The 24,109-nt window shown below is 34.9% G+C and carries 19 protein-coding genes; 12 read left to right on the forward strand and 7 right to left on the reverse strand.

Translation table 11 applies throughout. The annotated features are described in order from the left end of the window. Window positions 1–303: 303 nt before the first annotated feature. From HOO91_00910 to HOO91_00940, 7 genes are all read left to right on the forward strand, one after another. Window positions 304–1,566, forward strand: a complete 1,263-nt coding sequence (locus tag HOO91_00910; protein NOU16105.1) for an imidazolonepropionase — start codon at window positions 304–306, stop codon at window positions 1,564–1,566. Further along, entirely contained in the window at window positions 1,553–2,266 is a 714-nt protein-coding gene (locus tag HOO91_00915; protein NOU16106.1) for a DUF4197 domain-containing protein, read from the forward strand. The genes HOO91_00910 and HOO91_00915 overlap by 14 nt, the downstream gene beginning before the upstream one ends. Window positions 2,267–2,492: 226 nt before the next feature. Next, on the forward strand, window positions 2,493–4,193 hold the full coding sequence (gene ftcD / locus HOO91_00920) for a glutamate formimidoyltransferase (GenBank protein ID NOU16107.1): 1,701 nt from the start codon (window positions 2,493–2,495) through the stop codon (window positions 4,191–4,193). Window positions 4,194–4,451: 258 nt separating this feature from the next. Next, a complete protein-coding gene (locus tag HOO91_00925) occupies window positions 4,452–7,751 on the forward strand; it encodes a SusC/RagA family TonB-linked outer membrane protein (protein ID NOU16108.1) in 3,300 nt (1,099 codons plus the stop codon). A gap of 10 nt (window positions 7,752–7,761) precedes the next feature. Continuing rightward, complete coding sequence (locus tag HOO91_00930) at window positions 7,762–9,252, forward strand: SusD/RagB family nutrient-binding outer membrane lipoprotein (protein NOU16109.1); 1,491 nt, start codon at window positions 7,762–7,764, stop codon at window positions 9,250–9,252. A 438-nt stretch (window positions 9,253–9,690) separates the two neighbouring features. Beyond that, window positions 9,691–10,596 carry a sulfate adenylyltransferase subunit CysD gene (cysD, locus tag HOO91_00935; protein ID NOU16110.1) on the forward strand — a complete coding sequence of 302 codons (906 nt, stop codon included), beginning with the start codon at window positions 9,691–9,693 and terminating at the stop codon, window positions 10,594–10,596. Window positions 10,597–10,717: 121 nt separating this feature from the next. Then, window positions 10,718–11,959, forward strand: a complete 1,242-nt coding sequence (locus tag HOO91_00940) for a sulfate adenylyltransferase (GenBank protein NOU16111.1) — start codon at window positions 10,718–10,720, stop codon at window positions 11,957–11,959. A gap of 55 nt (window positions 11,960–12,014) precedes the next feature. Here HOO91_00940 and HOO91_00945 read toward each other — a convergent pair whose 3' ends face one another. From HOO91_00945 to HOO91_00955, 3 genes are read right to left on the reverse strand one after another with little or no spacing between them, the layout of a single operon-like run. Then, window positions 12,015–12,455 carry an NUDIX hydrolase gene (locus HOO91_00945; GenBank protein ID NOU16112.1) on the reverse strand — a complete coding sequence of 147 codons (441 nt, stop codon included), beginning with the start codon at window positions 12,453–12,455 and terminating at the stop codon, window positions 12,015–12,017. A gap of 3 nt (window positions 12,456–12,458) precedes the next feature. Beyond that, window positions 12,459–12,599: a hypothetical protein gene (locus HOO91_00950; GenBank protein NOU16113.1), complete on the reverse strand. Its 141-nt coding sequence runs from the start codon at window positions 12,597–12,599 to the stop codon at window positions 12,459–12,461. A gap of 58 nt (window positions 12,600–12,657) precedes the next feature. Then, complete coding sequence (locus HOO91_00955; GenBank protein ID NOU16114.1) at window positions 12,658–13,428, reverse strand: C40 family peptidase; 771 nt, start codon at window positions 13,426–13,428, stop codon at window positions 12,658–12,660. A gap of 211 nt (window positions 13,429–13,639) precedes the next feature. Here HOO91_00955 and HOO91_00960 point away from each other — a divergent pair, with 211 nt between their 5' ends. Then, entirely contained in the window at window positions 13,640–15,769 is a 2,130-nt protein-coding gene (locus tag HOO91_00960) for an HDIG domain-containing protein (protein NOU16115.1), read from the forward strand. Window positions 15,770–15,831: 62 nt separating this feature from the next. On the opposite strand, the gene HOO91_00965 is transcribed toward HOO91_00960, so the two are convergent. The 3 genes from HOO91_00965 to HOO91_00975 form a co-directional block, all read right to left on the reverse strand. Next, the gene (locus tag HOO91_00965) at window positions 15,832–16,479 is read right to left on the reverse strand and encodes an outer membrane lipoprotein carrier protein LolA (protein ID NOU16116.1); all 648 of its coding nucleotides are present in this window, start codon (window positions 16,477–16,479) and stop codon (window positions 15,832–15,834) included. 11 nt (window positions 16,480–16,490) lie between these two features. Beyond that, window positions 16,491–18,992 (reverse strand): DNA translocase FtsK, encoded by a 2,502-nt coding sequence (locus HOO91_00970; GenBank protein ID NOU16117.1) that lies wholly within the window; start codon window positions 18,990–18,992, stop codon window positions 16,491–16,493. Between the two features lie 97 nt (window positions 18,993–19,089). Next, window positions 19,090–19,779 (reverse strand): hypothetical protein, encoded by a 690-nt coding sequence (locus HOO91_00975; GenBank protein ID NOU16118.1) that lies wholly within the window; start codon window positions 19,777–19,779, stop codon window positions 19,090–19,092. 631 nt (window positions 19,780–20,410) lie between these two features. Between HOO91_00975 and arcC the strand changes: the two genes are divergently transcribed. From arcC to HOO91_00995, 4 genes are all read left to right on the forward strand, one after another. After that, on the forward strand, window positions 20,411–21,370 hold the full coding sequence (arcC, locus tag HOO91_00980; protein ID NOU16119.1) for a carbamate kinase: 960 nt from the start codon (window positions 20,411–20,413) through the stop codon (window positions 21,368–21,370). Window positions 21,371–21,396: 26 nt separating this feature from the next. Then, window positions 21,397–22,395 (forward strand): ornithine carbamoyltransferase, encoded by a 999-nt coding sequence (argF, locus tag HOO91_00985; protein ID NOU16120.1) that lies wholly within the window; start codon window positions 21,397–21,399, stop codon window positions 22,393–22,395. Window positions 22,396–22,504: 109 nt separating this feature from the next. Beyond that, entirely contained in the window at window positions 22,505–22,768 is a 264-nt protein-coding gene (locus tag HOO91_00990) for an RNA-binding protein (protein NOU16121.1), read from the forward strand. A gap of 427 nt (window positions 22,769–23,195) precedes the next feature. Next, window positions 23,196–23,468 (forward strand): acylphosphatase, encoded by a 273-nt coding sequence (locus HOO91_00995; GenBank protein ID NOU16122.1) that lies wholly within the window; start codon window positions 23,196–23,198, stop codon window positions 23,466–23,468. Window positions 23,469–23,472: 4 nt separating this feature from the next. On the opposite strand, the gene HOO91_01000 is transcribed toward HOO91_00995, so the two are convergent. After that, window positions 23,473–24,084: a DNA-3-methyladenine glycosylase 2 family protein gene (locus tag HOO91_01000; GenBank protein NOU16123.1), complete on the reverse strand. Its 612-nt coding sequence runs from the start codon at window positions 24,082–24,084 to the stop codon at window positions 23,473–23,475. Window positions 24,085–24,109 lie beyond the last annotated feature (25 nt).

Consider the following 24,109-nt stretch of genomic DNA (forward strand, 5'->3'; position numbering starts at 1 on the left):
TATTTTGAATTAATTGAATATATTGTTGCAAATATTTTACTTTAACTAGACTGTTGAATTGCGGAAGTATTTAGAATAGTTATTAAGATGAATAGCACAGGCGTTTTAGAAAAAAAGTTGTTATTCTCAAACGGAAATCATTTAAATAGAAATCACATAACAATAGCCTCAAAAGTCTAAGTTTGTTTAAGTAAGGTATTTAATAGATCTAGATTTATTATTAATTGTTTCTTTTTTTTGCGTTTTAGACTAGCAATTTTATGATTTTATACTAATTAGCCAACTTAAAATCCAAAAGAAACTATGTCAATACTCATTATCAATATAAAGAAGTTAATTCAGGTAGAAAATACACCTCGTGCGTGGGTTGCTGGTTCTGAAATGTCAAAAATAGGAGCTATAGACGATGCCTTCCTCTATATAAAAGAAGGTATAATCGAGGAATTTGGAAAAATGGGAGAAGCATCCAATAAATTTAGTAAGGAGAAAGATTTAACAATAATTGATGCAACTGGTAAAATGGTGTTCCCCTCATTTTGCGATTCCCATACCCATTTGGTTTATGCAGGAAGTCGTGAAATTGAGTATATCGACAAGATAAAAGGTTTATCCTATGAGGAGATTGCCAAGAGGGGTGGAGGAATCCTAAACTCGGCAAAACTTCTGCACAATACATCCGAGGATGAATTATACAATCAATCGCTTACAAGAATAAATGAGATTATTTCTTTAGGTACTGGTGCAGTAGAGATTAAGAGTGGTTATGGCTTAACTACTGATAATGAGCTAAAAATGCTCAGAGTAATAAAACGATTGAAAGAATCAACTCCAATTACTATTCGGGCTACTTTTTTAGGAGCACATGCAGTGCCTTTAGAATATAAGGGTAGACAAGGTGAATATGTTGATATGATTATTAACGAGATGATTCCTTTAGTCGCCTCAGCGGATCTTGCCGATTTTATTGATGTATTTTGCGATAAAGGTTTCTTTACTGTTGAGGAAACAGAGCGGATGTTAATGGCTGGAATGAAATATGGGTTAAAGGCAAAAATTCATGCTAATGAACTTGATTATTCGGGAGGCATTCAGGTGGGAGTTAAGTATGGAGCGCAATCGGTTGATCACTTGGAATATACTGGAGATGATGAAATAGAATGTTTACTGAAATCTGAGACCATGCCTACGCTTTTACCAGGAGCCGCATTTTTTTTAGGAATGGTAGATCCTCCCGTTCGTAAGATGATTCAAGCGGGGTTGCCTGTGGCTATGGCATCGGATTACAATCCGGGCTCTTCCCCATCAGGAGATATGAAATTTGTGATGTCGCTTGGTTGTATTAAGATGAAAATGCTTCCAGAAGAGGTAATAAATGCAGTAACCATAAACAGCGCCTACGCCATGGGCATTAGCGATACGCATGGTAGCATTGCCAAAGGCAAAGTTGCAAACGTTTTTATAACAAAACCAATTCCATCATACGAGTTTATACCCTATTCATATACCTCTAGAATTATAGATACTGTGATTTTAAACGGAAAAATTATTAAAAATGAAAAAGTATAATGGATTTCTACTTGGAGTAGTTGTGATAATTACTTCAAGTTTTACATTTGCAAGTCAAGCGACCTCGAATAATACTATTAAATATCAAATAGTTAAATCAGATGAGGTTGCCAAGGGATTAATTGAAGCCCTTCAGGTTGGCGCAAAGAACTCAGCAGAAAAGGCCTCAAAAGTTGATGGTTTCTATAAGAATGCTGAAATTTTTATCCCTTTTCCACAAGATGCCATAAAGGTAAAGACTACTCTTGAGAAGGCAGGAATGAAAAAACAGATAGCCGAGTTTGAACTCTCGCTTAACCGTGCTGCCGAAGAAGCATCTAAAAAGGCACTTCCAATTCTAATAGATGCAATCAAGGGAATTAGCTTTTCCGATGCAATGAGCATTTTAAAAGGTTCAAACAATGCAGCTACCTTGTATTTAAAGGATAAAACGGGAGAAAAACTCAAAGTTGCTTTTAAACCTATTGTGAAAGAGGCAATATCAAAGGTTCAGGTTACAAAATATTGGGAGAATGTGGCTAAAGCATATAATAAACTGAATGTATTATCGGGTGGAAAGAAGGTAAACCCAGACCTTGAATCCTATATTACCGATAAGGCAATCGAAGGATTGTTTAAAATGATAGCAAAAGAGGAGCAGCAGATACGAAATAATCCAACTGCTAGAGTTACGGATTTACTCAAAAAAATCTTTAATTAGATAGAACCTTTAACATACCTTTAATAATAAGGAAAACCATTCGGAAGTGAATTTTGGAAAACATAAATTAGGGTTCAAAACTTAGAGTGGAGTTTTAACTGAAATAGTCTGAATCCTAAACTTGGATTAATGAATTTAAATGCGTATCATTTGCCAAAAGAACAAAACATAATGCAATACACCTTAAATAATGTATAGAAGTGAATAATTTTCTTTAACCACAATTATGGAGAATAAAAAGTTAATTGAATGCGTGCCCAATTTCAGCGAGGGATGCGATATGTCTATTATCAAACAGATAACAGATGCCATAGAAACTGTTGATGGAGTAAGATTGATAGATGTTGATCCGGGTAAAGCAACAAATCGGACTGTTGTAACAATAGTTGGAACACCCGATGAAGTTTGTGAAGCTGCATTTAGGGCTGCAAAAAAAGCATCTGAAATTATTGATATGAGCAAGCATTCTGGTGCTCATCCACGTTTTGGTGCAACAGATGTTTGCCCACTAGTGCCAGTTTCAAATATAACTATGGAAGAGGTAGTTGAATATGCTCGAAAATTAGCAAAAAGAATTGGTGAGGAGTTACAAATACCCGTTTACTGTTACGAGTTTGCTGCTTCGGAAGAAAAGAGGCGTAATTTAGCAAACTGTCGTTCGGGGGAATACGAGGGACTACCCAAAAAACTACAAGATCCAAATTGGAAACCCGATTTTGGTCCCTCCAAATTCAACCCTAGAACAGGCGCAATTGCTGTAGGTGCTCGGAATTTTTTAATTGCATATAATGTAAACTTAAATACAACATCCACAAGAAGGGCGAATGCTGTAGCCTTTGACATACGTGAGAAGGGAAGACCAGTTAGGGTAGGAAATCAGGTTACTGGTAAAATAGCCCTTGATGAAAAGGGAAACGAGTTATGGATTCCTGGTTCCCTAAAAGCATGTAAAGCAATTGGATGGTTTATAGAGGAGTACGGGATTGCTCAGGTATCTATCAACCTAACCGATATTACTGTAACCTCTATGCACATTGCTTTTGAAGAATCGTCCGCCAAAGCAATGGAGCGTGGGTTAAGAGTAACTGGTTCTGAATTAGTTGGAGTTGTTCCTTTGCAGGCAATGCTCGATGCTGGTAAATATTTCCTTAACAAGCAGCAACGTTCTACAGGAATCTCAGAGAGAGAGATTATAAAGATTGCAATAAAATCAATGGGACTGGATGAGCTGACTCCATTCGATCCCGATAAGAAGATTATAGAATATATATTAAGGGGTAGTAGCAAAAAGAAACTTATTGATTTATCCCTCGAAGCATTTGCCATTGAGACCGCTTCTGAGTCACCAGCTCCTGGTGGAGGCTCTATTTCTGCTAGCATGGGAGCTTTTGGCGTTGCATTAGGAACTATGGTTGCCAACCTTTCTGCACACAAGCCTGGTTGGGATGATCGTTGGAAAGAATTTTCCGATTGGGCTGATAAGGGAAAGTTTTATATGGAACAGCTCATAAAGCTAATTGACGAGGATACAAATGCTTTCAACAAAATAATGGATGCATTTGGACTACCTAAGAGTAATGATGAGGAAAAGGCTACCAGAAAAAATGCAATTCAACAAGCAACTCTTTATGCTACTGAAGTTCCATTTAAAGTAATGCAACTTTGCTTTGAATCAATGGAGGTTATAAAGGCAATGGCTGAATTCGGTAATCCAAACTCGGTAACTGATGCTGGAGTTGGAGCTTTAGCTGCTCGTTCAGGGGTATTGGGAGCATTCCTAAATGTGAAGATCAATGCTTCTGGCTTGGAGGATAAAGTAGTTGTTGAGAGATTTCTAAAAGAAGGAGAATCCATCGTAAAAAAAGCGATTGAACTTGAAAGTGACATATTGACAATTGTTGAGAATAAGATTTCAGGGAAGAAATAATTTGATAATTCAACAATATTTCTTATTTTGTTGAAAAAAAGTTAATTTGTATTTTTTAACTGTTTTTTTAACTTTTTAACATTGAATATTATTCAAAATGAGGAATTAATACTTTATATTTTTAAAAATTTAAATAGTATTTTCCTTTATTTACTACACTATGATTGTCAAAATGCTTGCAATTAGAAAAATATTTATATACATTGCGAAGTAGAAAATTAATTATTAACCTCTATTTGTAAACCTAAAACTTGTTCTATGAAAAGACTATGTGTTTTTCTTGCATGTCTTGTGCTTGTTGGCGTTAATTTATTGCAAGCACAAACCGTGCGGATTACCGGAACTGTTACCAGTTCTGAGGATGGAATGCCAATTCCAGGTGTATCGGTAGTAGTTAAGGGTACAACCACCGGCGGTATTACAAACGTTGATGGTAAGTATGAACTTAACGTTGCTGCTTCTGCACAAACTCTTGTGTTTAGTTTTGTTGGTATGAAAACTCAAGAAGAAGCCATTGGCGGTCGTGCTGTTATTGACGTTGTTCTTCAATCAGAATCACTTACGGTTGATGAAGTAGTTGTAACTGCATTGGGTATTTCCCGTACAAAAAAATCTTTGGGCTATTCAACTCAAGAAGTTAAAGGTGATGCTGTATCAACTGTAAAAACAGCAAACTTTATGAACTCCCTTTCTGGTAAAGTATCAGGTGTTCAAATTAAAAAGAACACCAACATGGGGGGATCAACAAACGTTGTTGTTCGCGGTAATAAATCATTGACTGGTAATAACCAAGTTCTTTATGTTGTTGATGGTGTTCCTATTACTAATGATATTAGTAATATTAGTGCTCAAGCAACAGGTGGAGTAGGTTATGATTATGGTAACACTGCTTCAGATATTAACCCTGATGACATTGAGTCTATCAACGTCCTAAAAGGATCTGCAGCTACTGCTCTTTATGGTTCAAGGGGTAACTCTGGTGTTGTTCTAATTGTTACTAAGAAGGGTGCTGAAGGAAAAAAAGGTATTGGTGTAACTGTTAGTTCAAACGTTACTATAAGCAGTATTGATAAATCAACCTTTCCAACTTATCAAGATAAATATGGTGCTGGTTATGGTGCATATTATGATTCAGCAGATGGTTATTTCTTCCAATTAAATGCTAGTGGTGGTACAACTGGCACATTATATGATTGGGTTCCAACTACCGAGGATGCTTCTTTTGGTGGTAAATTAGATGGACACCCAGTTTATGGCTGGTATTCACTTGACCCAGAGTCACCATGGTATGGTCAACAGAGACCTTATGTTGCTGCCCAAAATGGTCCAATAACCTTCTTCGAAACCCCAGTTAACTATACCAATTCAATTTCTATTGATAATACAACTGATAAAGGAAGTTATAGAATTTCTTATTCAAACAATACTTCCAAGGGTATTCTTCCTAATAGTTCAATGTATAAAAATAACTTCCTTGTTAATTCAACTTACAAGGTTAATGATAAGTTAACGGCAACTATTTCTGCTAACTTTATTAATCAAAAAGCTATTGGTCGTAACTCAACTGGTTATAATGACAATATTATGTCAGGTTTCCGTCAGTGGTGGCAGGTTAACGTAGATCTTAAAGATCAAAAAAGAGTTTACGACTTAACTCACAGGAACGTTACTTGGAATTATGATTCAGATTTCTCTAACTTAAAACCAATTTACTGGGATAACGTATATTTCACACGTTATCAAAATTATCAGAACGACGGTAGAAAACGTTTTGTTGGGAATGTCGGGGTTAACTATAAACTTGCAAAATGGTTAGATGTTACCGCTCGTATTTCGTCCGATTCATATAATGAAACTCAGGAAGAAAGAAGAGCTGTTGGAAGTATTGCTACAACATTTGGAGTTAGCAGAACTAACCAAGAATCTGGTTATTTAAGACGTGACAATACTTTTAGCGAGGTTAACTACGACTTTATGTTAAATTTTAATAAGAATTTAACCGAGGATCTTAATTTAACAGGTGTTATAGGTTACAACGAACGTAGAAACAACACTTCACGTTTTACTAATTCAACCAATGGTGGATTAAACGTTCCTGGTATATATGCTATTGGAAATAGTAAGGATCCATTGCCATACCCAGTTGAAACTGTTTCAATAATAGGAGTAAGAAGTATGTATGCTAGTTTTTCATTGGGTTATAAGAATTTCCTTTTCTTGGACGGTACTTTTAGAGCTGACTATGCTTCTACTCTTCCTACATCAAAAAGCAAATATTATTACCCTTCAGTAACTGGTTCATTTCTATTCACTGACATTGTTAAACAAAGTTGGTTGTCAATGGGTAAAGTTCGTTTAAATTGGGCAAAAGTTGGTAACTTAGCTCCATTCGATGCTCTAAATAATAATTATGTTGCCAATACTCCATTTAATGGTGCTATGTACACTCTTTCAAATACAATGAATAATCCTGAACTAAAATCAGAAGAGACTGTCAGTTATGAAGCTGGTCTTGAAATGAATTTTATGAAGAATCGTTATGGGTTTGATCTTTCGTTGTATCAACAAAATTCAAAAGACCAAATTATGCCTGTAGCTTTAAGCCAGATAACAGGTTATGCATTTAAATATTTTAATGCAGGTGAAATCAGGAATAGGGGGATTGAGCTAACACTTAGAGCCACACCTATTAAGACCTCTTCGTTTAGTTGGGATGTAAATGTCAACTTTGCTAAGAACCAGAATGAGGTTGTGTCACTATACCCTGGTATTACTAACTTACAATTAGGTTCATTCCAAGGTGGTATTACTCTTAACGCCAGCGTTGGAGAACCCTACGGTGTTCTTAAGGGTACTGATTATACATATTATAATGGACAAAAAATTCTTAGTGCTACTACTGGAAAACCAGTTAAATCTGCAACCGCAACAGAGGTTATTGGAAATGTTAACCCTGATTGGACAGGTGGTATAAGCAATACCATAACCTATAAGAGTTTTTCTTTAAGTTTCCTAATTGACGTTCAACAAGGTGGTGATATTTATTCTCTTGATATGTACTATGGTTTATCAAGTGGTTTATATGCAGAAACAGCTGTTTTAAATGATCTTGGAAACCCTATTAGAGATCCACGCGTTGGTACACCCGGTAATTATGCTTCAACCAGTGGTGGTTACATTAACCAAGGTGTAAATGTTGTTAGAGATGCTAGTGGAAATGTAATTAGCAGTACTCCTAACGTTACTAGAGTAAGTGCTACAACATATGCTGGATTCGGTTACTCACCAGAGCCTGCTAGAGCATTTATTTATGATGCAAGTTATGTGAAACTTCGTGAGGTTGCTTTATCATATAACCTTCCTACATCTTTGGTAAATAAAATCAATGTAAAAGGGGTAACTTTAAGCATTGTTGGTTCAAACCTTTGGATCATACATAAAAACCTACCTTATGCTGATCCAGAATCAGGTTTATCTGCTGGAAACATTCAAGGTTATTCCATTGGATCACTTCCAAGCACTCGCGATTTCGGTTTCAATGTTAAAATCAACTTCTAAATTTTAAACTATGAAAAAAATATTAATATTCATTTCGGTCCTCTTTGTGCTTGCGGCTTGTAGCAAATTGGAGGATTTGAATGTAAACACGAAGGCGTTTACCTCTGCAACTGGACCATCTGTGTTTAATGGAACCGTTAGAGCCTTTTTTAATCAAATGGCTACATTTAACGTAAACCAGAATAACACTGAACTTTTTGTACAGCATTTCACTGAAACAACCTATCTTGATGAAAGTCGTTACGATATGGTAACTCGTCCTGTTCCTCAAAACCATAATAACATTATGTATAGAAATGTTCTTATGAACCTAAAGGAAGCAAAAAGACTTTTCACTGTAAGGACTGCAATTCAAGATGGTATATCTCAGGGTCAAAGAGATAATCAGCTAGCAATTGTTGAGATCATGTCGATTTTTGCGTGGTCAAATGTAATTGAAACTTTTGGTGATATGCCATATTCAGAAGCATTGGACATCCTTAATGTATCACCAAAATATGATGATGCCTTTACTGTTTATAAAGATCTTATTGTAAGATTAGATGCTGCTTTGGCTTCCATGGATGCTGCTGAAGGTGGTATGGGTGCAACTTTTGATAATATTTATAATGATGATGTTGCAATGTGGATTAAGTTTGGTAATTCACTTAAACTTAGAATGGGTCTAATGCTAGCAGATAAAGACGCTACACTTTCTCAAACTACTGTAAATTCAGCTATTACTGCTGGTGTTTTCACATCTGGTGAAAAATTCTCATTAGAATATTTAGGGGCTTCTCCTAACCAAAATCCAGTTTACACTGAACTAGTAGTTAGCGGTAGATCTGACTTTGTTGTAGCAAATACCTTAGCGGATGCATGTAATGCAACTAATGACCCAAGACGCGTAGGTTTTATGTGGACTCAAGTTGGTGGTATTTACAAAGGTGGTGTTGTAGGTAAATCTAGTGGATATACTACTTACTCCCATGTTGATAATAGTCAATTAACTTCTGAGCGTGAAGTTGTTTTAATGGATTATGTTGAAGTTGAATTCCTACTAGCTGAAGCCGCTGCACGCGGTGGTTATACTGGTGCTGGAGTTGCTGCAACCCATTACGCAAATGCTGTTACCGAATCTATAACCAATTGGGGAGGAACATCTGCTGAAGCAGCTACTTACCTTGCTCAACCAACTGTTGATTATGCAACACTTATTGCAACTCAACCTTGGAAACAGGTTATTGGTACTCAAGCTTGGATTGCTTATTATATGAGAGGTTTTTCCGCTTGGACATCTTGGAGAAGATTAGATTATCCTCGTTTAATTGCAGCTGTTGATCACGTTCAAGATGTAAATGGTATTCCTCAACGTTACAGCTATCCAATATCTGAGCAAACATTGAACCACGATAGTTGGGCTGCAGCTGTTGCATTAATGACTGTTGGTGGTGATAATGCTATGACCCCACTTTTCTGGGATACAGTTCATTATAATACTTTAACTGGTGCTGATGTATAAAAAAGTGTAGTTTTAAATTATACACTAATTGAATTATCTAGGGAAGATGTCTAAAAAGGCATCTTCCTTTTTTGTACCTATTGGTCATTCATATTGATTTTTTAATATAGTGCATGAGGAGGATACTTTATTTAAATATGCGGTAATTCAGAATATATTAATAGGAAATAATTAATAATTAACTGGTTAGTAATCAAATAAAATATTGATTTCATTTGATTAAGGAATAATGGAAGAATTTATAATACCGAATGATTTATTATCTTGCGCAATTATTTTAATTATCAATCATTATAAGATAATGACAATAGGCGGTTATTTTTAATTAAAACATGAAGAATTCAAATACAAACAAATAATAGATTATTATAGATAGGTATTTAGAAAGAATCCTTAGCCTATATATTTTATAATCAACTTGATATATTGTTATTACAAATGAAAAGATTTTCAATAAATCATCTGAGAGAGTTAGAGTCTGAATCAATCTATGTTATTAGAGAGGTAGCAGCACAATTCGAGAACCCAGTAATGCTTTTTAGCGGCGGGAAGGATTCAATTATTATGTTTCACTTAGCTAGAAAAGCTTTTTTTCCTGCTAAAGTTCCTTTCCCCTTGATGCATATTGATACTGGTCATAATTTCCAAGAAACAATTGAGTTTAGGGATTGGCTGGCTGATGAATCAAGTGCAAAGATGATAGTTAGATATGTGCAGGATTCAATTGATAGTGGTAGAGCTGCAGAAGAGACTGGTTTTGCAGCTAGCCGAAATAAATTGCAAACTGTGACACTACTTGATGCCATAGCGGAATTGAAATTTGATTGTGCAATGGGTGGAGGTAGGAGGGATGAAGAGAAGGCTCGTGCAAAAGAGCGTTTTTTCTCTCATCGAGATGAGTTCGGTCAATGGGATCCCAAAAATCAACGCCCTGAACTTTGGAATATTTTTAATGGACGGAAAAATATTGGAGAACATTTTAGAGTGTTTCCAATTAGTAACTGGACTGAGATGGATGTTTGGCAATATATATTTTTAGAAAATATTGCTATTCCAAATCTATATTTCTCTCATGAACGTGAGGTTTTTAATCGTGATGGTATCCTTTATGCAAAAACCCCTTTTATGAAAATAAGAGATACAGAGAAGGTGGAAAAACGAATCATTCGCTTTAGAACGATTGGCGATGCTACCTGCACAGGTGCTTTGGAGTCTATTGCCAATTCATTAGAAGATATTATTCGTGAGGTTGCCGCTACACGAGTTACAGAGCGCGGAGGAAGAGCTGATGATAAACGCTCAGAAGCTGCAATGGAAGATAGGAAAATTGAAGGGTATTTTTGAGACTTAACTACTACCCTACAAGTTTTTTATTTTAACTATTTAGTTACTTACATTTAAATTACTTAATTACTGATTATTTAAAATGGATAAAGACGCATCAACTTCAGCAGCTTATCTCGATATGGAACTCCTTAGGTTTACTACCGCAGGAAGTGTAGATGATGGTAAGAGCACACTAATTGGAAGGTTATTATATGACTCAAAAGCAATTTTTCAGGATCAATTAGATGCTATTGAATTAGCAAGTGTTAAAAAAGGGGAAGAGTATATCAATCTTGCATTACTTACCGATGGGTTGAGGGCTGAACGTGAGCAAGGAATTACAATTGATGTTGCTTATAGATATTTTAATACCCCTAAGCGAAAATTCATTATTGCAGATACGCCTGGACATATTCAGTATACTCGCAATATGGTAACGGGAGCATCAACGGCTAATGTGGCTGTAATTCTTGTTGATGCTCGTCATGGTGTAATTGAGCAAACAATACGCCATGCATATATAGCGTCACTTCTAAGGATTCCACACGTTATAGTTTGCGTAAATAAAATGGATTTAGTTGATTATAAGGAAGATGTGTTTGATGGTATTCAAAAACGATTTATGGACTTTTCTACCAATCTAGACATTCAAGATGTACGATTTATTCCTATTAGCGCTTTAAATGGAGATAACGTAGTTGATCGATCTGAAAAAATGAACTGGTATGAAGGTCCAACATTGATGTATCAGCTCGAAAATGTTTATATATCAAATGATTACAATTTACTTGATGCCCGATTCCCTGTTCAATATGTTATCCGACCTCAATCAACAGAATATCATGATTATAGGGGTTATGCTGGCAGAGTAGCCAGTGGAACGCTTAAGGTTGGAGATAAGGTCAAAGTCCTTCCGTCAGGCTTTACATCTACCATTAAAAGAATTGATTTCGGAAAGGAGACATTTGAAATGGTAACCGCACCACAATCTGCAATTATATGTCTTGAAGATGATTTAGATATTAGCAGGGGATGTATGATGGTTTCAGCAGAAAATGGTATTCGTCAGAGTCAGGATGTTGATTTGATGGTTTGCTGGTTGGGCGAAAAACCTATGGTTCCGGGTGGAAAATACATCGTAAAACACACTACGAGCGATTTAAGGTGTATGATAAAGGAGGTTAAGTACAAAGTAGATATCAATACTCTTGAAAAGGATTTCGAGAATAGAAACATTGAACTAAACGATATTGGGTGTATTTCTATACGTACTACAAAACCTCTCTTTTTTGATTCATACAGACAGAACAGATTTACTGGTAGTTTAGTAATAATAGATGAGAGTACAAATGTTACCGTTGGAGCAGGGATGATTATTTGAAAGTAGAAGGGGTTTAAGATTTCAACTCTAAATTTTGAAAGAGTAGTAATTGATATTAAATATTTAGCCTTTTTCTTGCAAATTCAATGATTTCTGAATGATCAAAAGCGAGTGGCGGAAGTTTTTCGAGGCTAAACCACTCAGCTTTCTCTGCATCATCGCCGCCATTTACGCAAGAATTTTTGGGTGTTGTGAATCCATAATAAGCAATACAAATATTACGATCTCTTGGATCTCTCTTAATACTATCGAAGGCGGCAAGTTGGGTTAATTCAATTCCTTGTAAACCAGTTTCTTCAAAGAGCTCTCTTTTTGCAGCATCGCACAAAAGTTCATCCATTTCGATAAAGCCTCCAGGTAAGGCAAAAAAATCTTTATAGGGCTGGTTTTTGCGTTGTATAAGAAGAATCTGCGGGAATTGTTGTGATGAATCTATTAAAAAAACTAATGCATCAACAGTAACCAGCACTCTCGGATACTTGTATGTATAGTCCATAACCTACAAGTTTTCATTTTCAAGATCATTGCCATTTTCTTGATCTTGTTTTTCTCTGGTTTTCCGGCGTTCTCTTAAAGTGTATGCCACCCAAAAAACAATAAGTATGCAAATGAAAACTACTAGAACCTGATGTTTAATCATAATGGCTTTGTTTATAATTATCTTATAAATGTAACAATACCTATGTAGAAATCAAATGCTAAAGAATTCTTTTAATAACCCTTAATTTATGAGAGTATTTCTGGTTGTCCATGTTATAAATACCTTGATGATCAAGGCTATCAATCTTAACAAAGCCTGAACAATGAATGATTTTTCCATTGCCAATAATAATTCCAACGTGCGTAATAATCTCCTCTTCATTATCAAAAAACGCTAGATCGCCGGGTTGTACCAAAGTTATAAAATCAACTGTTTCGCCAATTTTCACTTGCTGCCCAGCATCGCGGGGAATATTGTATCCTAGAATTTTATAAATTACTTGGATCAGCCCCGAACAATCTATCCCGAACGGGGAACGACCTCCCCATAGGTATGGTGAATTAATAAACTGTTTTGCCAATCTTACGGCTTCTTCGTTGATGTTTTCTTTTTTATCGCTAAATGGATTTTCTATGCATTGATATGAGTTGGTTCCACACATAAAAAGGCCATTTTCGAAATTATTCAACGATGAACCTTGGCAAAGTCTAATTGGGTACTGACCCCCAACTTTTTTGGCTGAAAAGAGGGTGTTTGCAATTATTGGACTATCATGCTTTGTAATTAAGTCATCGGGGATATGAGTTGAGAGCTTTGAATCGATCCATCCTTCATAAGCATCATGGTTGCTGATAATCCTTGACCAACTATTGTATAATTCGATAATTGTAAAGGTTTCACCAAATAGGAGTTGGTTTACCATTTCACTACTCTCAGAGGGTTCACGCCTAACTGCAACTAAACTTTGATTAGCTATCCCTTTACTCATTTTGCGATAATTATTTAAAACTAAATTAGTGTAAAGTTACAAACTACGTGAGTCTTTTCCGAATTTGTTAATATAATCAGCTTCATCTTTCATAAAAAGGGAAAATTATGGGAAACAATAATAGTTTTAAATTGGTTATCAAACATATTGTAATAAAAGTTGTTATTTTTGCTATGAGTGTTAATGGTATCATCGATTACACCATAAGTTAATGAGAAAGATAATTCGTTTCTTCCAGATTTATTACCGAGGGATTTTCAGATCCTTTTATTTTCTAGTTGCAATTATTCTAATCGTTTTTTTCTTACCCCGAGAAGGAAAATTTAAATATGAGTTTCAGAAGGGAAAGCCTTGGATACATGAAGATTTAGTTTCTCCATTTGATTTTCCGATTTATAAAACGGAGGCAGAACTTTTTGAAGAAAGAAATTCGATACTTAAGGATTTTAAACCTTTCTTCACTAACGATTCAACTGCAAAAAACACTGCTATTATTCAATTTAAAAATGATTTTAATAGAGAGTGGAATGTTTTTCAATCAAAGCGAAGCATTTCAGTACATAAGAGGGATCTAGCTTATGAATTGAAACTATCAGAGAATAAAACAAAATTAGAATATAAAATAATTGAATATATAAAGTTTATTTACGATAAAGGAATTATAGATCCTTCCGATTTGCTTACTGTCTCATCTCAACCATCGCTTAGTATTACCTTGTTAATTAATAGTAAAGCGGTGGAAACTGAAATTGGCGAAGTTTTCACTTTACCCAAGGCAATAGATTACTTGCAGCAAAAGGTTTTAAAATGTGAAGAAAAGGACACTCCTGAAATGAATCAGTTTTTAAGTAAGGTTAATTTAACAAAAATACTATCTCCAAATCTACTCTACGATGAACGTACTACTGGAAAGGTGAAACGAGAAATATTAAGTAACATCTCGCTTACAAAGGGTATGGTGCAGGCAGGAGAGAGGGTTATTTCACACGAGGAGGTTATAAAAGGCGATCGTTATCAGGTTTTGGAATCATTAAGGAAAGAATACGAAAGAAGGCTGGGTCAAGACAATGGGTTTATGATAATCCTTGGACAGTTTTTAATTGTTACTATTCTTGTATTTATGTTATACCTGTTTTTATTGAACTTTAGAACAGAGATTTTATCAGATGATTCGAAAATCCTTTTCATTCTTATTTTAATTTCATTCATGATTATCCTTTCATCTTTTGTTCTAAAAAGTAGTACTATTAGCCTATATGTTGTTCCTTTTACTATTGTTCCAATTTTTATTCGAGCTTTTTATGATGCAAGACTGGCTCTGTTTATTCATTTAGTTACAATTTTTTTAGTAGGTTTTTTTGCCCCAAATGGCTATGAATTTGTTTTGATAAACTTTATAGCTGGTGTTGTGGCTATTGCAAGTCTCACGAATTTATACAGGAGTGGTAACTTATTCTATACGGTTTTCCTTGTATTATTATCATATTTAGCAATTTACTTGAGTTTGGTGATTGTGCAAGAGGGAACCCTGCGAGCAATAAACTGGTTTACCCTTGCTTGGTTTGTTGTTAATGCACTTTTGCTTTTAGCTCTTTATCAGTTAGTATATTTAATTGAAAAGATATTTGACTTCCTATCGGATGCAACTCTTATTGAACTCTCGGATACAAATCAGGATTTATTGAGAAAACTTGCTGAGTTAGCACCTGGAACATTTCAGCATTCATTACAAGTTGCCAATCTCGCCGAAGCAGCAGCTTATAAAATTGGTGCAAACCCTTTGTTGGTTCGAGCTGGGGCATTGTATCACGATATTGGTAAGATGAATAACCCTTTCTATTTTATTGAAAATCAACCTACTGATTTTAACCCGCATCAAAACATTGATTACGAAGAGAGTGCAACAATTATTATTAAGCATGTAACGGAAGGTTTGCAGATTGCAAGGAAGAATAAACTTCCCCAACAGTTAATAGATTTTATCCGTATGCACCATGGAACAAATAAGGTAAAATACTTTTACAGATTGTATAAAGATAAATATACTGAAACCATAGAGGATGATCTTAAGTTTATTTACCCTGGACCACGCCCAAATAGTAAGGAGACAGTAGTGCTTATGATGGCTGATTCTGTAGAAGCCGCTTCTAGGAGTTTTAAAAAGATTACCTTTCAGGCTATTGACGATTTGGTTGAGGGAATAATTGATAATCTTCAGGCGGAAGAGCAGTTTAATGATGCAAATATTACTTTTAAGGATATTACAACCATAAAATCAGTTTTTAAGAAGAAACTTCTGAATATCTACCATGCAAGGGTAGAATATCCTGAAGAGAAATAAACCGCATAAAAAAACCTCAAGTTACTGGGGTTTTTTTATGCGGGGAGTAGTTGTAAAGTTTATTATCTCATATCAATTATCTCAATACCCTTATGCTTTTTAGGTTCGAAAGTAAATCTTTCATCTCTAACTATTACATTAGATCTGAACACTTTAACCAAAATTATATAGTTGTTTCCATCTTTACCCTGATATTTAATTTGAACGGGTTCAAGGGTTTTTTTATCAAACGTAAGATTTAACTTTGAATATGGAGTTTTTAGGTCTATAGGGTATAGTTCTATTTCATAGATATTTCTACCCCTTACAACCTGTTCTCCTATAAATTTTGATTTGAAATTTTTCTCATAATCCTTGAAGAGCTTGGTAGGATCATCGAAAAAACCACCCTCGATTACTGTGGGTTTTGAGATTGTTACTTCGTTGGCTTCCTTATTATACTGCCACTTAGTTACACCATCGTAGTATGATTGCATGCCCATTAACTCCAAGTTATACTTCTTACCTTTAACTACAATTTCTCCTTCATGAGTGTCGGTTATTTTTTCTTGAAGATTTTCAAGGGTAAACGAGAATTTAGCGGTTAAAGATGTGAGATTTTGCATTTTAACGCTAAAAGCATTTACTATATCTTTACCGAGCGGTGCATTTTGGCCACTAACACTAAATGAGAGGCAAACTACTAGCAGAAAAAAAACTGTCTTCTTCATTTTAATAAATATTATTGTTGATTATGTAAGTTAGTTATGATTTGCTCTAATGAGGTCTCATCAGTAATAAGAACCTGACGTGCTTTACTTCCTTCAAATGGGCCTACAACTCCTGCTGCTTCAAGCTGATCAATTATCCTGCCAGCACGATTGTAACCAATCGAAAATTTTCTTTGTATTAATGATGTTGACCCCTGTTGGTATTGCACAACAAGTTTAGCCGCTTCATCGAAGAGATCGTCACGTTTTTTTAGATCAACTACAAATTGTTCCTCGCTTGATTCTGGTGAATATTCTGGAAGTAAAAATGCGGTAGCATAGCCCCGCTGATTACTTATAAAGTCAGTTAGACGTTCAATTTCGGGAACATCAATGAAAGCACACTGTACCCTAATCATATCACTACCAGTTGAAACTAGCATATCGCCACGACCAATTAGCTGGTTAGCACCCGGATGATCAAGTATTGTTCGTGAGTCAATCATAGATGAAACACGGAATGCAATCCTAGCAGGAAAGTTTGCTTTAATAACACCAGTGATAATATTTATTGATGGACGCTGAGTTGCTATGATTAAGTGAATACCAATAGCACGAGCTAGCTGAGCCAAACGGGCTAGAGGCGTTTCTACTTCTCTTCCAGCAGTCATTATTAAATCTGCAAACTCATCGATTACAACCACAATATAGGGTAAAAACTTATGTCCTTTGTTTGGGTTTAACCTCCGAGCAGTGAACTTATCGTTGTATTCTTTGATGTTTCGGACCTGTGCTTGTTTAAGTAAGTCGTATCGCTGATCCATTTCAATACATAAAGAGTTAAGGGTATATATTACCTTCTGTGTATCAGTAATAATTGCCTCCTCTGAATCGGGTAGTTTTGCTAGAAAATGACGCTCAAGCCGGCTGTATAATGTTAATTCAACCTTTTTTGGATCGATAAGGACAAATTTAAGTTGCGATGGATGCTTTTTATAGAGCAATGATGTGATAATTGCATTAAGACCAACCGATTTTCCTTGGCCTGTTGCTCCAGCAATCAGAAGATGGGGTAATTTGGTTAAATCGAGTATAAAAGTTTCGTTCGATATATTCTTACCCAGTGCAATAAGAAGTTCAAATTTGCTTTCCTGAAATTTTGCTGATTTAAGAATTGAATACATTGATACAATTTCAGGTTTCTGGTTTGGAACCTCAATGCCAATTGTTCCCCTGCCGGGAATAGGTGCAATTATTCTAATACCCAAGGCAGCAAGGCTAAGAGCGATGTCATCTTCAAGGTTTTTTATTTTACTGATTCGAATACCAGGAGCAGGAACTATTTCGTATAGAGTAACGGTTGGACCAATTGTTGCCTTAATCTTATCAATCTGAATTTTATAGTTTGCAAGGGTCTCAACTATTTTATTTTTATTTTCAATTAACTCTTCATTCGATACTGGCGAGGTTTGGTTTTTATACTCCTCAAGTAGTTCGATAGGAGGGCGTTGATAGGTTGATAGTTCTAATGTTGGATCGTAAAGTTCTTGATTATCAATAGCAGAACTATTTGCAACAGCTTCCTGAATAGATTCAATTGTTAATTCAACATCTCCATCGCCCTCTGGGGCAATTACTGCTTGAATTTGATGTACAGGTTTTACACCTTCTTCAACCTCATTTACAAGTTCCAATTCCTCAGTTTCATCACCATCAAAATCATCAATTTCATCAATCATTAAGCTTTCAGTAGCTTGCAAATCTAAGTTTTCAGTAGGAGAGGGGATAATATCTTCTATGTTATCATCATTATCTAGTTTTTCAATAATCTGACCATTTTCGTTTACTACTATGGTTTTCTTTATTGTAGTAGTATTTGCTTCAACTTCAACCACTTCAACTTTTTTAGGTTTCAGGAGCAAAATAATCTCCCCGATAAGCCTGTTAAACCAATGGATTGAATCTGGTTGTACGTATATTGTGTAAGTAATGCAAAATAAAAGGAGCAGAAAAGCAGTACCCACTTTCCCAATAAGTGCAGAAATCCAATCGGAAACAAAAAGTCCATGAGCACCTCCCAATCCACTTCCCAGAAACCCTCCTGTAGTTCTTGCAATGAAACCAAGAACTAGAGATAAAAGTACTGTTCCAATTAATAGTTTAAAAGTGGTTTTCCGAAATGGTAAGGGTCTTACTTTAAGTAATCTAAGCCCAAGAAGGCCAACTATGAAAGGTACGCTAAACGAAGAAATGCCGAACCAATGGTTCATGAATTGAACTGAGAACGAAGCACCAATTTTTCCTGTCCAATTTTCAACCCTAGTTTCTGAACCAGAGAAAATATTTTGCCACTCAAAACTTTGATCTGTTTGCCAAGTAAATAGGTAAGAAATAAATGCGATGGTTAGATATATTGCCAAAAACAACATGAATACCCCAACAGTGAACCTTACCCGTTCGTCTTTAAAAAATGATTTTGTTGGTATTTCTGGTTCAGTTTTCTTATCCTTTGGATTCTCTTCTTGTTTGGCCATTGTTAAACATTATGCAAATAAGTAGTAGGGCTATTAAACCGAATGCAAAGTAAGAGAATTATTCTGATTTTGTAACAGGTATCAATCAAAGAGTTTTTTATTGAAGCAATGAAAGAAAGTCCTCAATTGTTTTTTTTGATACTCTAACATAATCCGATGGTTTTGAGAAATTATCCATAGAAATATGTTCTCTTTTAATGGTTGTTGCCGTAATACTCATTGTATGTTTATAGAGTTTTACTTTGAACTTAAGCATTACCCCGTTTATTGATTCAAAGGGAGTATTAGCATTAGGATTAACTATTTTTATATCATTTGTATAAATTATTTCAAAGGAATAATTCGATGAATCATTAAAACTAGCAATGGCTTTTTTACATTTATACCCTTGGTAAGTAATGGTATCATTTGTTTCCTTTACAGTAATATTTGGCATTCCAGAGTATGTGCTAGAAATATTTCCACTAGTTAATGGTTCCTCGAAAAACAATTTTTTGTTTAAAAATTTTACCAGGATTATACTATTTTTATCATCGATATTGTTGATGTATGTTAAGGTGACTGCTCCAGAAAGCCCTTCAACCTTGTTAGATGTATTATTATCACGAAATTTTACAATGATTTTATTGGGTAGTAGGCTTGAATTGAAACCAGGTTGTGACTCATCTTCTGTTTGAATAGAATATTCTATTGTTCCTTCGTTAAAATCTTTTGATTTGAAATCTAAACAACCTGAAAAGGTTAATAGAAAAAATAGTAGTAGGTAATAACAGGTTTGTTGCCTCATTTTTTGGCTTTTTTCTTTTGCTAAAATTACGTATTTGTTTTTAATAAAGTGAGTTAAACACACTATAATTGTTAAAGGTATTCAGTTAACAATCTAGTATCCATCTGTTTTTAACGGACTTATAATATTGATTAACTTGAATATTTCAATTATTAATTCGTGAAACGTAACTATTCAGCAATCGAAAAGAACAAAAACCACGGAGATTTCTATGATATAAACAAATGTTCTTTGAAAAATTATTTGTTAGGCTAATTGATATTCTTGTTGAAATGGTGTACCCCGTTTTATTGCAGTGCAGAGACACAGAGCGCAAAGAACAATGAAAATTTAAGTTTATATCGATCATTTTCGGGCAAGACAGTTGATCAAAAAAAGTATATTTCTTTATATACGTTACAAAAGAACTTATAAAGGTTATTATTTTGTCGATAATGGAACAAGCTTCTGTGAACTTCGTGTCTCCGTAGTGAGTAGTTACCGTGAAACAAATTCGTAGTCATTAAATATGTTATTAAACATCAATTATAAGGGTAATTGAAAATACTTACTGTTTGAAGTTACTATGTAGCAATTGAAAAAATTTTATAGTTTTGCATTTTCAATATTTGATATAAATAATAATTTGACAATGAATAAATTAGCAGTTGTAGCATTGGGTGGTAACGCATTGCTACGTGGAAATCAAGTTGGAACTATCGAAGAGCAAGAAAAAAACACCACCGATACTATTGAAAACTTGATTTATCTTATAAAAGAAGGTTACGATTTAGTAATCAGCCATGGAAATGGTCCACAAGTCGGAAATATTCTAATGCGTAACGATGCTGGTGAAGAAATGTATGGTATTCCTCAGATGCCTTTGGATATTTGTGTTGCAGATTCACAGGGCGGTATAGGGTATATGATTGAGCGAATGTTAAGAAATGTGTTACGTAAGCATGGAATCGATAAAGAGGTATGCTGTTTAGTTACCCCTGTAATTGTCGATAAGGATGATCCTGCATTCAAAAATCCAACTAAAAGAGTTGGGAAGATATATAATAAGGAACAAGCAGATTCACTTGCTGCATCTAAAGGTTGGGTTTTTAAAGAGGAGATAAAGGATACAGGTAGCGGTTGGCGTAGAGTTGTTCCATCACCTAAGCCTACTGGTATTCTGAATGAAAAAGTGATTAACCAACTTGTTCGTCAGGGTATAATCGTTATTGCTTCTGGGGGCGGTGGAGTTCCTGTTTATATTGATGAAGTAGGTGATATTCGCCCATCCGAGGCAGTTATTGATAAGGACTCAGCTTCATCATTACTTGCTAATCGAATTAAGGCTGATGAGTTTTATATTTTAACCGATGTTCCTTTTGTATACATTAACTATAAGAAACCGGGTGAGAAAAAATTAGAGTTTCTTAATAAAGCCGATACTGAAAAATACCTAAAAGAGGGAATGTTTGGTGAAGGGAATATGGCTCCAAAAATAAAAGCTTGCCTACAATTTGTTGATAATGGCGGAAAGATGAGTGTTATCACCGAAGCAACAAAACTTGAGGATAAATCCTATGGAACAAAAATTACAGTTGAATACGAAAATTAGTAAAATCAAATAATAAATTAAACACTATGGCTTTCAATTTAAGGAATCGTAGTTTCTTGAAACTCTTGGATTTCTCTCCAAAGGAGATTCATTTTTTACTTGATCTATCCGCAGATCTTAAAGCTGCAAAATATGCTGGAACAGAGCAGCAACAGCTTAAAGGTAAGAATATCGTTCTGCTTTTTGAAAAGGATTCTACCAGAACCCGTTGTGCTTTTGAAGTAGCTGCCCTAGATCAGGGAGCACACGTAACATACCTTGGCCCCTCAGGTTCACAGATGGGTAAAAAAGAATCGATGAAGGATACCGCTCGTGTACTTGGTAGAATGTACGATGGAATTGAATATCGTGGATATTCTCAGGAGATTGTTGAGACTCTTGCAAAGTATGCAGGTGTTCCTGTTTGGAATGGTCTAACAACAGAATTCCATCCAACTCAGATCCTTGCCGACTTCTTAACTATGCGAGAACATGCAGAAAAACCTTTGAACAAAGTTGCTTTCTGTTACTTAGGCGATGCTCGCAACAACATGGGTAATTCCCTAATGGTTGGTGCCACAAAAATGGGTATGGATTTTAGAGCGGCAGCTCCTAAAGCTTGCTGGCCTTCAGAGGAATTAGTTGCTAAATGTCGTGAAATTGCAAAGGAAACAGGTGCGAAAATTACATTAACTGAAAATGTTGCAGAAGGTGTTAAAGGTTGTGATTTCCTTTATACAGATGTATGGGTATCAATGGGTGAGCCAGATTCAGTTTGGGAAGAAAGAATTAAACTTCTAAAACCTTATCAGGTAAATAAGAAAGCCATGGAGTTTACTGGAAATCCAAATTGTAAATTTATGCATTGCCTACCAGCTTTCCATAATCGTGAGACTGTTGTTGGTGAGGAGATGTTTAAAAAGTTTGGTTTGGATGCTATGGAGGTAACCGAAGAGGTATTTGAATCAAATGCATCAATAGTATTTGATGAGGCTGAAAATCGTATGCACACAATTAAAGCTGTTATGGTAGCAACTCTTGGATAATAAAAAATAAACAAACTTTTAAAAAAAGGCAGCAAAAAGCTGCCTTTTTTTTTGTGATTAACAAAAAACGCCGTAATTTTCATTTAATGTAATTTTAATCTTTCGTACTATGACAATATATGTTGGTAACATTGCTTATACTATGACTATTGAAGAGTTAAAGGATCTCTTTATTGTTTATGGTAATGTAACAGGCGTTAAAATTATTTCGGATAAACAAACGGGTAAGTCAAAGGGTTACGGTTTTGTGGAAATGGAGCGCGATGATGAAGCTGAAAATGCTATTCGTGCGTTAAATGACTCACAGGTTAAAGGCCGAAATATTAAGGTCAACAATGCACATCGTAAAGCCACAACAACACCTCAGGAGTAGCTTATAATTTAATGTCTGCTTCTAAATTTGTAATGTTATTAGGAGAAATTAATAATAAAAAGCCATAGCTTTAAGGTTGTGGTATTTATTGTTTACGTGGTTGTTTATTTAAATAAAAATATATGGTAATAATGCCAAAATTAGTTGGTGATTTTGTTTTTATCTCATAAAAATTTCTTTAGAAATCCTCTCTCACAAATGGGTGGAGAGGTTTATAAAGAAATTTTTTTCATCATCTATTGAAACACCCTCTAATAGAGTATCAGTAAACTCAATAAGAACAAGAGGTGTATGAGTTTTTAACAACTATTTTTGGCATATATACCAAATATATTCTACCGTAAATTTTATCTGCTTAGTTAGAATTCGGCGATATTCTACAAATTGATTATTTTTTATGATTTTTAAACATTCCAGTTTTTAATTTATGAAGCTAAAGGCTAAAACGATTCTCCTATATGGTAAAGTTCAGCAAGTGGGTTTTAGGTACTATGTTTATAGACTTGCATGCGAATTAGGAGTAAACGGATATGTTAAGAATATGCCTGATGGTTCTGTGTTTATTGAAGCTGAATGCGAAGAACATACAATGGATATTTTCATCGAACATTGTAAGAAGGGTTCTCCTTATTCGAATGTTAGTAGTTGTGAAATCACCCAAAATGAGATAAAAAACTACACTAATTTTAGAATCTGCTAACCCATTAATTCTTTTCTCGGATTTTTAAATCATAGTTTGCCCATAAATACCTTGACGCCAGAGATCTATTGGGTTTCCATTTATTGGAAATTGAAATCATTTTTTCAATCAGTTGCTTTCCTTCTTTTTTTATACCGTAAACTTCTATCATACTCTTTTTTATAACCAAATCATCGTAAGGAAAAACATCGGTTCGAAGTAATGAGAATATCAATATCATTTCAACTGACCATTTCCCAACCCCTTTAATCTTTGTAAGTAGTTCAATTATCTCATTATCGTTCAACGAATCCATGCGATTAATACTTATATCGTTAGCAATTGCAAAGTTTGCAAGATTTTTAACGTAGTTGGTTTTTGCATTCGAAAGTCCAACTTTTCTAAGCATTTCATCATCAATTTCTCTTAGAATTTCTGATTTTGGATAGCTGTTCTCAAATAGTTGAAGAAATCGATTGTAGATAACTTTGGCAACTTTTCCCGAAAGTTGTTGCGATATAATAACCTCAAGCAAATCTAAGTATACATCATTTGTTTTGGTAAGTGATGGTAATTCTATTTTACTACAAATCTTATCGAGAATTGGGTCGTTGAATAAGATTTTTTTAATTGCCATTGGTTTACAAAAAAGGAATTGATTT

It is taken from the genome of Bacteroidales bacterium, from assembly GCA_013141385.1.
Taxonomy (GTDB): domain Bacteria; phylum Bacteroidota; class Bacteroidia; order Bacteroidales; family Tenuifilaceae; genus UBA8529.